The following is a 10363-nucleotide window of genomic DNA, read 5'->3' as shown; positions in this document are numbered from 1 at the left end:
CGGCGGGCGGCGTATTGCCAAGCTAAATTTGCGGCTTAGCGCAGCGCGGTTAGAATTTTTCCGGCTTGGAATTTTAATCGCTAATATAGATTTGCGTCGCGGGTTGAAATTTAGCCGCGTGCGTTGTGGATTAAAATTTCGCGCTTTATAAAATTTACGTATCGGGCGTCGCGATCGTGGGTTAAATTTCGCGGCGCGCACTTCACGGCACGCGGTTTTGAATTTTGATCGCACTGGACGGGGCGCGCCGCAGGTTGAAATTTAACTTGCGCGCGGATTTAAAATTTTAATCGCGCTAGATGAGCTTACCGCGAGCTAAATTTAACGCAAGCGCGCCTAGGCGCAGAAGGAGTAAAATTTGAAGGCCTATGCAAAGATCAATGTTTTTTTAAAAGTCGTCGGCACGCGCGGCGGCTACCACGAGATCGCCTCACGCTTCGTGCTGCGCAGGGAGCTATTTGATGAGATAAGCTTCGAGCGCGCGAGTGGCTTTGCGCTTGAATGTGGCGCCGCGCAGATCGCGGATAATATAATTTTAAAGGCCAAGGCGGCGCTTGAGCGGGCGGGCTTTGCGCGCGAGCTTGCGGAATTTTTCAGCTCGCACAAGATCGTGCTTAAAAAACATATTCCGATCGGTGCGGGTCTTGGGGGCGGCAGTAGCGATGCGGCGGCGTTTTTGCGGCTTGCGAACGAGGAATTAAACTTAAAAATTCCGCGCGAGCGGCTTACCAAAATCGCGCAAAATATCGGCGCGGATGTCGCGTTTTTTGTTAGCGGGCTTGAGGCGGCAAATGTGCGCGGCATCGGCGAGATCATCGAGCCTTTCGAGGACTTCTTGCCCGCGATCGAAATTTTAACGCCCGCGATCTTTTGCTCCACCGGCGCGGTTTATAATGAGTTTCGCGCAAGCTTTATGCAAAATATAAATGCTGCGCAGGCTCAAGAGATGTTGCGTTTAAGCAGCGAGCAGCTGCTGACGCGATACGACGGCCCCCTGCTAAATGATCTATTCGCGCCGTGCATAAAGCTATATCCGCAGATGAGCAAGTATCGCGATATGTTTCTAAGCGGCAGCGGCAGCAGCGTGTTTTTCTTAAAATAAGAATTCCAAGGCGCGCGGTTAAAATTTAAAAGCTAAATTTAAAGATAAAATTTAAAATTCGCTCGCCCGCTTTTAAATTTAAGTAAAAACGGGCTAAGCTTAGGGTCAAATTTAGAAGGAAAAAGATGAAAGAACTGAGTAAAAATCGCAAGGCATTTCACGATTTTACGATACTTGAAAGCTTTGAAGCGGGCATCGTGCTAAAGGGCAGCGAGGTCAAAGCCCTGCGCGTGGGCAGGGGCAATCTCAAAGATAGCTTTTGTCGCGTGATCCGCGGCGAGCTATTTTTGCTAAATGCCCATATCAGCTATCTTGAAAGCACCAACGCCCATTTTCGTCCAGACGAGGGGGCGGCGAGAAAGCTTTTGATGCATCGTAAGCAGATTGACAAACTGCTTGGCGCGGTTAGCAAAGAAGGCCTTACCATCGTGGTTTTGTCGCTGTATCTCAATGATAAAAACCGCGTAAAGGCGCGTATCGCTTTGGCTAGTGGCAAAAATCTGCACGATAAGCGCGAATCGCTAAAGCGCAAGGAAGCCGACCGCGAAGCGCAAAGCGCGATGAAGCGATACGACAAGCATTCATTTTAAATTCACAAAACTTTGGTTAAAATGCGGGCTTAAATTTAAACCCGAAGGAAATGCAATGAAGAAATTTTTATTATCATGTTTGGCGATTTTTGTCTTAAGTGGCTGTGGAGATGATTCGCAGAAAAAGACGGGCTCTGTTGGCGAGAATCCTGCCGCGAGCGAGAATCAGATGGCAAAAAATTCCGCTCAAGATAAAAATGGCGAGCGTATTGGCGGAGAAAGTGGCGAGGAGGTAGCTTTTACGCCGTTTAAAACGGGCGAGCGCCTTACGCTTAAAAGCGTCGTAGGCGGCGAGGTAACGATCGAGCGGACAGAAAAGGGCTTTAAGCTCGCGGACAGCGATAAAATTTTAATGTTTGATATTTTTGGTACATACTGTCAGCCGTGCCGCATCGAAGCGCCGCATCTGATGGACTTTCAGTTAAAAAATTCCGCGGATTTTCTAATGGTCGGCTTGATTTATTTCGAGGACATTACGGACGCGCAAGTGATCGAAAATTTTACGAAAAAGTTTAATGCGTATTATTTCATCTCCAATTCAAAACAGAACGAGCGCATAGTAGGTCAAATTTTAAGCGACATCGGTTATCGCCACGCGCTTTCGATCCCTTTTAAGGTAGTACTTAAAGACGGAAAATATCAAAGACTTACCGACATTAACGAGGGCGATGAGCGGGGCAAGCCATATTACTTAGGCATGGTCGATACCGATGTGATAAAAAGCGATATCGCCAGGATAAAAAATGGCAACTAAAACCGGTGTGCAGATTCACACTCGCGCCAAAACAAAATCTTTCGTGCCTCGTCCGTATAAAGTAATTTTGCTAAACGACGACGTGACGACGATGGATTTCGTGGTTTATATTTTGATGGAGATTTTCGCCAAAAACTTTAACGACGCCGTAGATTTAATGATGAAAGTTCATAAGCAGGGTCGCGCGGTTTGCGGCGCGTATCCTAAAGAGATAGCCGAGTGCAAGCAACAAGCGGTTTTACAAGCGGCAAAGGCCGCAGGATTCCCTCTTAGATGTGAGATCGAAGAGGATTAAATTTAAAGGAAAGCAATGATAGGATTTTTTTTAAACAAACATTTTGAACAAGCAATCAGCGTCGCAAACGACGGCGAGGACGAATATATCACCACTTCGCACGTAGTTTATGCGATTTTTAAATACAATAAGCCCTTCCATGGGCTCATCGCCAAAGAAATTCCGGATATTAACTACCTAAATATCTTGGATAATCTGGGCGGGCTTTTGGATATGATGCCTAAATCAAGCGGCAAGGCTCCGGCGCAGACGATAGAATTTAAGCAGTTCTATACTGAATTAAATAACGCTAAAGAGCCTAAAAACGAGCTTGATTTTATGCTTAAAATTCTAAATGATAAGGAAAACGACTGCACTAAAATTTTAAATCACTACGGTATCAATGCCGCGATTTTTGAGCTCATTGTGCGAAAGTACAAATCCGCTTTCGATCACCGTGATGAGGTCGTTTCTCGCGACGAAGCCGCAGCGATTAAGCTAAACTCATACGATATCGATGATATCACGCATGCGATGAATTATGACGAAAGCCGCAGGCAGTGGCAGAATACGGAATTTGAGCCCGCGTTTGAGGGCGAAAAGGACGCCATAAACGAGCGCGATATTAAAAAGGATTCGCCTAGTTCACTTTATACAGCAAACCTCAATAAAATCGCGCTTGAAGGTAAGATCGATCCACTCATCGGACGCGAAAAAGAGATCGAAAAGACGCTACAAACCCTCTGTCGCCGCAAGAAAAATAATCCGATCTTAGTGGGCGAAGCAGGAGTTGGTAAAACCGCGATCATCGAGGGTATCGCGCTAAAAATCGTCCGCGGCGAAGTGCCAGAAAAGCTAAAAAACAAGGTGATTTACGCTCTCGATGCTGGCGCGCTGATCGCAGGCACTACGCTGCGCGGGGAGTTTGAGGAGAGGCTAAAAGACCTTATAGACGAGTTTAGCGCTAATCAAAATGCGATTTTATTTATCGATGAAATTCACACGATCGTTGGCGCAGGCACGGGCAATCGCAACGAACTTGATATGTCAAACATCCTAAAGCCTTCGCTTGCAAGCGGCGAGCTATCGGTCATCGGCGCTACTACATACGGCGAATACCGCTCGTTTTCGCAGGATAAAGCGCTTAGCCGCAGGTTTTGTAAGATCGATGTAAGCGAGCCTAGCATTGACGATAGCGTCGAAATTTTAAAAGGCGTAGCCAAAAAATATGAGGAATTTCACGGAGTGAAATTTAGCGACGAAATTTTGCGTGATAGCGTAACGCTTGCTAAAAAATATCAAAGCGATAAATTTCTTCCCGATAGTGCCATTGATCTCATCGATGAGGTGGGCGCGAGCTTTGCGTTTAAGCCGCACGAAGCTCCGCTTGAAATCAGCAAAGACGATTTAGTAAATACGCTTTCGATTAGCGCGAATATCGCAAATTTAAGCAGCAGCGTCGATAATAAACAAGTACTAAAAAATCTGGAAGCCAATATCAAGCGTGAAATTTTCGGTCAAGATGAAGCGGTTAGCAGTCTTTGTAAGGCGCTTCTACGCTCTTACGCCGGGCTTGGAGGTGCAAGCTCCCCAATCGGCGTATTTTTATTTGCAGGTAGTAGCGGCGTGGGCAAAAGTGAGCTAGCCAAGGTCTTAGCCGCGCAGCTTGGAGTGCATTTTGAGCGCTATGATATGAGCGAGTATATGGAAGCCCACAGCGTCTCGAGGCTCATCGGAGCACCTCCTGGATACGTGGGCTTTGAAAATGGCGGAATTTTAACGAATAACATCAAAAAGCACCCTTACAGCGTCATTTTATTTGATGAAGTAGAAAAAGCTCATCCTAGCATGACGAATATTTTTTTAGGAATTTTCGATAACGCAAGTCTTACCGATAACAACGGCGTTACGACCGATTTTAAAAATACGATCATAATAATGACGTCGAATTTAGGCACGAAAGAAGCGCCGCAAGTTGGATTTACAAAAGATGAGAGCTATAAAGTAGATAGCGCCATAAAAAGCTTCTTTGCGCCGGAATTTCGCAATCGCATCGATAAAATCATAAATTTCAACCGCTTAAGCGGCGAAATTTTAGAAAAGATCGTGGATAAAACTATCGGTGAGTTGGAGTCGCAGCTAAAAAACGTAAAGATTAGTCTAAACAAGGAAGCAAAAGATTTGATTATCTCGCGCGGCTATTCGGACGAGTTTGGCGCGCGAAATTTAAAGCGCGAGATCAGCTCGCAGATAAGCGATCATATAAGCGGCGAGCTGCTTTTTGGTGCGCTGCAAGAGGGCGGCTTGGTTAGCGTGAGCGTAAAAGATGGCGAGCTAAGCTTTAGCTTTGCTTCTACGCCTTTGCCGCAGATAGAAAAAAAGCAACCCGCACTAGCTCAAAGCAGTGTCGTTAAATAATGGCTCGGTTTTACGATTTTCCAGATCCTATGGATGCGCCCGATTTTGCGCCGCTTGCAAGTGGCGGCGACCTGAGCGAGGATTGCTTGCTTAGCGCTTATAGCGCAGGGATATTTCCGTGGTTTAACGAGGATGAGCCGATTTTATGGTGGTCGCCCGATCCGCGCGCAGTGCTTGATCCACGCGAAGTGCGTGTGCAAAAGTCCATTAAGCCCTATCTTAAGCGATATGACGTTAAATTTGACGCGAATTTTAAGGGCTTCATCGAGCGCTGCAAAGACGTACGAAAAAAAGAGAGCGACGGCACGTGGATCAGCGAGCAGATCGTGCAGGCTTACTCGCGTTTGGCAGCAGACGGCTACGCTCACAGCGTCGAGGCGTACGAGGACGGCGAGCTTGTGGGTGGGCTATACGGGCTAATTTTTGGGCGTGTGTTTTGCGGCGAGAGTATGCTGAGCCTAAAGAGCAATGCTTCGAAAGTAGCGCTGATTAGGCTTTGTGAGGTGCTTGCAAATTTCGGCTTTTTAATCGATTGTCAGATTATGAACGAGCATCTGAAATTTATGGGTGCTAAAGAGATGCCGCGAGCGGAATTCCTCGCTCTATTTGCTGAGCTTAGTGCGCAAGATAGCGGCTTTGAGCGCTTTGCGGATCTTAAAGTTCCGCGCGGAGCGCAGCATTGAGTCAAAGCTTGAGATGCAGCAGCGTAAAAAATGCGCGGAATTTAGAATTTTAAAGAAATAAGATGTGGCAAAGAGATAAAAGCTCCTCGGTCGGTATGATTATTGTGATGTTTATATTCGTGCCGGCGGCGCTTTTTGTATTTTTGGCGATTTTATATTTTTGGGGCAGCACCGAGCGCAAGTTACCGCGCCTGGATGTCAATGAAACCAACAGCGCGATCCGCGGCGCGATAATCGCAAAAGATAACTACGTCGCGGCAAATTCCGTCAAACTCTACAAAGTTAGCGTCGATGCGCGCAGCATCGATAAAAACAAGCTTGATCTTTTCGTGCGGCTATACTGCATCTACACGGGCGATAGTGAAAAGCGCGTCAAAAGCGCGATCGAGGGCTCTGGCGGCACGACCGTGCTGTCGTATAAGATCGACGCCAAAACCGCCGTGCATCTAAAAGAGCTTGCATATAAGCTAAATTTAAAAAAGGTCTTCGTAAGCTTCATAGGCTCAAACGGCAGGTTAAATCCGCCTATCCGCATGAGCGTGAGCGAAAGCGGCGAGAAGCGCAGCTACAATGTCGGCGATTCGCTCACTCCGTTAATCGGCTATATCAATAAAAAAGAGGTTGATGGCATCACCAAGGTTAGCGGAATTAAGGGGATCGAGAAGTACTATGAGTATTATCTAGCGCCGGTTAGAGATGAGTTTATCGTGGGTCCGCGTGATATCGGTGGTAATATCATTCTAGAGCGCAGCAGCAAAAAAACGGGCAGGATCGACGGCTACAACGTCCGTCTAAGCGTGCCACTAACGCTGCAAAGAAAGATAGAGCGCCTAAGCGATGAGGGCGCTGATAATTACGATGCACGAGAAATCGTGGTAGGCATTATGAACTCCAAAACGGGCAAAATTTTATCCCTTGCGACCAATGCCCGCTATGACCCCTCAAACATCACGAAAAACGATCTTAAGAATTTAAATTTTACCGCGAGCGAATACGCCTACGAAGTGGGCTCGATTATGAAGCCGATAATTTTCGCAATCGCCTATGATGCCAAAGCCGTCAAACCGGGCGAGATCATTAATACCTATAACGGCAGCTATAAGCTTGGTACTCGCACGATCCGCGACACGCATCCTGCAAAGCAGATGAGCGGCGAGGAGATCATCATCCATAGCTCAAATATTGGAATGATTAAAATTTCAGAGCGGCTGGAGGGGCAGGCTATTTATGACGGGCTGATGAACTTCGGTATGTCGCAAAAAACGGGTATCGATCTGCCGTATGAGCAAAGCGGAAATATACCTAGTATCAAAAGCCTGAATAATAAAATTTACAAAGCCACGATCAGCTACGGCTACGGCGCGCAGATGACATTCCTTCAGATGCTCAATGCCTATACCGTCTTTAACAACGGCGGCGTCATGATTAGCCCGCGCCTAGTCGAAAATCTCGAAAATAATGGCAAAACTTACACCGTTAACGAAAGCGAAACCCGCCAGGTAATCTCTAAACCTACCGCTGACGTAATAAAAGGAATTTTAATCAAAACGGTTGAGAGCGGCACGGGGCGCAAAGGGCGGGTAGCGGGGCTGCAAATCGGCGGCAAGACGGGCACTGCGCGTATCGCTAAGGGGGGCGGCTATTCGAGCGCCTATAATAGCTCGTTTTTCGGCTTTGCCAACGACGCAGACACCAGCTACACGATCGGCGTTTTGGTGCGCGAGCCTAAAAGGGGCAGCTACTACGCCGCTCAAAACGCGCTGCCGATCTTTAAGCGGGCGGTAGGAATTTTGATAGAGGAGGGCTATCTAAAGCCCGCAGCCGACGCAAACGCCACGCAAAAGGTCGAGATCAAGGATGAGGCAGTTGAAATTAAAGATTAAATTTGCTAAATTTCGCGAAGTTTTTTAAAATTTTGCGACTTGCGGCGACGAAAATTCGTGGAATTCGGCGCGGCTTTTTTGAATTTATCGGCGTTTAAATTTTACGGCGCGGAATTTTGGCAGCATAGAATTTCGCGGCGTAAATTTTAACGGCACGGCGATGGAATTTTATCGTGATGCGGGATTTTGGCGCGGTAGTAAAATTTTATCACGGCTTGAAATTTTGCATAGCGCCGCTCGCTGCACTAAAGCAATGGAATTTTATCGTGGCTTGTGATTTTGCCGTAGCGCAAAATTCCGCGTAAAGGCAAAATTTTAAATTTGTCGTCGCGCAAGTAACGCAAATAAAACAGAGAGCAAGCTTGTAACGTAAATTTTTAAGACGCAGCGCTATAAATTCGTGCTGTATGTCTGCGCAACTGTGAAATTTAGCGAGTTTGACTGCGAAATTTAACGATGAAATTTAACGCAAGAAAAGAGGAGAATATGAAAGCAAATGAGGGAAAAATGAAAATAGCGATAATCGGGCTTGGCTACGTTGGGCTTCCTTTGGCGGCGGCGTTTGCGGCAAAACACGAGGTCGTGGGCTTTGACGTAGCTCAGGACCGCATAGACGAGCTGCGCGGCGGGCACGACCGCACGCTGGAGCTTAGCGACGAGGAGCTTGCCGCAGCGATTCAAAACGGGCTTAAATTTAGCGCAAAGCTAGATGATATGAGGCAGAGTAATTTTTACATCGTGTGCGTGCCGACGCCCGTAGATAGGCTAAATCGCCCTGATCTCACGCCGCTAATCAAGGCCAGCGAAAGCGTCGGCGCCGTGCTTAAAAAGGGCGACATCGTCGTGTATGAAAGCACCGTCTATCCGGGCGCTACGGAGGAGGATTGCGTGCCGGTGTTGCAGCGGGCTAGCGGGCTAAAATTTAACCGCGATTTTTTCTGCGGATATTCGCCCGAGCGGATCAATCCCGGTGATAAAGTTCACACCGTCACGAAGATCAAAAAGATCGTCTCGGCAAGCACCCCCGAGGCTTTGGACGTCGTAGATAGCGTCTATCTTAGCATCCTGCAAAATGGCACCTTTCGCGCCAGCAGCATCAAGGTCGCCGAAGCCGCGAAGGTGATCGAAAACACCCAGCGCGACATCAATATCGGCTTTATCAACGAGCTTGCGATCCTGTTCGGCAAGCTTGGTATAAACACCAACGACGTCATCGACGCGGCGGCTACGAAGTGGAATTTCTTAAGCTTCCGTCCGGGGCTCGTGGGCGGACACTGCATCGGCATCGATCCGTACTATCTGGCGCAGAAGGCGACCGAGGTGGGATATCACCCCGAAATCATCCTCTCAAGCCGCCGTATCAACGACAATATGGGAAGCTACGTCGCTACGGAGGTCGTCAAGATGATGATAAAATACGACGAAAAGGTAAAGGGCGCGAAGGTCTTGATCTTGGGACTTACGTTTAAAGAAAACTGCCCCGATACCCGCAATACGCGCGTCGTGGATATGATAAGCGAGCTTAAAAATTTCGGCTGCGAAGTAAGCGTCTATGATCCTTGGGCGAGCGCCGCCGACGCTAAGAGATACTACGACATCGATCTGCTGCAAAAGCCTGACTTGCGCAAATTTGACTGCGTCGTAATCGCCGTGGCGCATAAGCAATTTTTTGAGCTTGATTACGCGGGCTCGCTGGTTTACGACGTGAAAAACGTCTATAAAGGCGCGCAAGGAAAGCTCTGAAATTTAGCCGAGGTTTAAATTGGTATTTTAAAAGCAGAAAATAATTTTAAGATATTAAAGCATTTTAAAAGGATCGATATGCAAAAAAGCGGCGTCAACTTTACCCTTCGCTTTATTTGGCAGTCAAAGGGGATGCTATGGGGATGATAATACTATTTTTCTACATTATTCCTTATATAGCCGTTAGCGCTATCATTATGCTTATTACCGCAAAATATATTAAGAAAAATTGGATCAGAGGCATCGTAGCGGTCGTATTACTCCTGATCCCTACTTACGACATCATCATTACAAACATTCTTGGAGCATATTATTGCCATACTATGCCAAAGTCCTTTATAAAGGAAACGGTAGAGTATCCGGAAAGTATTTATTTTGAGGATAACGTTTTTAATGGCTTTAACGAGCAAGATATAGAAAATATGATGAATAACTACCTTGACGGCATCCATCTAAAGACGTTAGCCTTAAATTTACCTGATGGAAACGTAGCCATATATCATTACGAAAAAAATCAAGACGAATACGACAAAATAGTAAAAGAGGTAAAGCAAGAGCTAGGAGAAAAGACGTCGCACTATGATGATATCAGAGCTAGAATCATAAAAATAATCGACTCGAATAAAATCATAACTACGAAAGACAAGATGCCTAAGATGAACTATACCGTTCTATATGACAAGGTAAATTTAAATTGGTTCGCCTCTAAATACTTTCACTCCGACACAATGAGAATCATAGACAATAAAACAAATGAAACCATTGCTTTTCAGCAGAGATATTTTATGCTAAAAAAAATGCTAGATATCGATGCGTCAGGTACTTTTACCGGTCGTTTTATATGTGAAGAAAAAATTATTGCAATAGTATCAAGGACTTTTCCTAAAATGTATCTAATTGAAAATAAAGAAGTTAC

The 10363-nt window shown here is 46.3% G+C and carries 9 protein-coding genes; all 9 read left to right on the top strand.

Annotation, left to right across the window (positions count from 1 at the left end; translation table 11 throughout):
* The first annotated feature begins 358 nt into the window (after positions 1-358).
* Entirely contained in the window at positions 359-1102 is a 744-nt protein-coding gene (locus Q0605_RS10025; protein ID WP_298706675.1) for a 4-(cytidine 5'-diphospho)-2-C-methyl-D-erythritol kinase, read from the top strand.
* A gap of 125 nt (positions 1103-1227) precedes the next feature.
* Positions 1228-1692, top strand: coding sequence for an SsrA-binding protein SmpB (gene smpB / locus Q0605_RS10020; protein WP_298706673.1), 465 nt, complete (start codon positions 1228-1230; stop codon positions 1690-1692).
* Between the two features lie 55 nt (positions 1693-1747).
* On the top strand, positions 1748-2446 hold the full coding sequence (locus Q0605_RS10015; protein ID WP_298706671.1) for a TlpA family protein disulfide reductase: 699 nt from the start codon (positions 1748-1750) through the stop codon (positions 2444-2446).
* Positions 2436-2741, top strand: coding sequence for an ATP-dependent Clp protease adaptor ClpS (locus Q0605_RS10010; protein ID WP_291936640.1), 306 nt, complete (start codon positions 2436-2438; stop codon positions 2739-2741). Before Q0605_RS10015 ends, Q0605_RS10010 begins: the two co-directional genes overlap by 11 nt.
* A gap of 15 nt (positions 2742-2756) precedes the next feature.
* Positions 2757-5138, top strand: a complete 2382-nt coding sequence (locus Q0605_RS10005; RefSeq protein WP_297902107.1) for an AAA family ATPase — start codon at positions 2757-2759, stop codon at positions 5136-5138.
* Positions 5138-5821: a leucyl/phenylalanyl-tRNA--protein transferase gene (aat, locus tag Q0605_RS10000; RefSeq protein ID WP_298706669.1), complete on the top strand. Its 684-nt coding sequence runs from the start codon at positions 5138-5140 to the stop codon at positions 5819-5821. Before Q0605_RS10005 ends, aat begins: the two co-directional genes overlap by 1 nt.
* A 62-nt stretch (positions 5822-5883) precedes the next feature.
* Positions 5884-7704: a penicillin-binding protein 2 gene (locus Q0605_RS09995; RefSeq protein WP_298706667.1), complete on the top strand. Its 1821-nt coding sequence runs from the start codon at positions 5884-5886 to the stop codon at positions 7702-7704.
* A gap of 507 nt (positions 7705-8211) precedes the next feature.
* Positions 8212-9447, top strand: a complete 1236-nt coding sequence (locus Q0605_RS09990; RefSeq protein ID WP_298706665.1) for a nucleotide sugar dehydrogenase — start codon at positions 8212-8214, stop codon at positions 9445-9447.
* A gap of 137 nt (positions 9448-9584) precedes the next feature.
* Positions 9585-10363 (top strand): hypothetical protein (locus Q0605_RS09985; protein WP_298706663.1); only part of this gene is annotated, 779 nt, incomplete at its 3' end.

Source organism: uncultured Campylobacter sp. (assembly GCF_938017705.1).
Classification (GTDB): Bacteria; Campylobacterota; Campylobacteria; order Campylobacterales; family Campylobacteraceae; genus Campylobacter_B.
The sequence above is the reverse complement of the archived record's forward strand: the minus strand, read 5'-3'. Positions and strand labels throughout refer to the sequence as shown.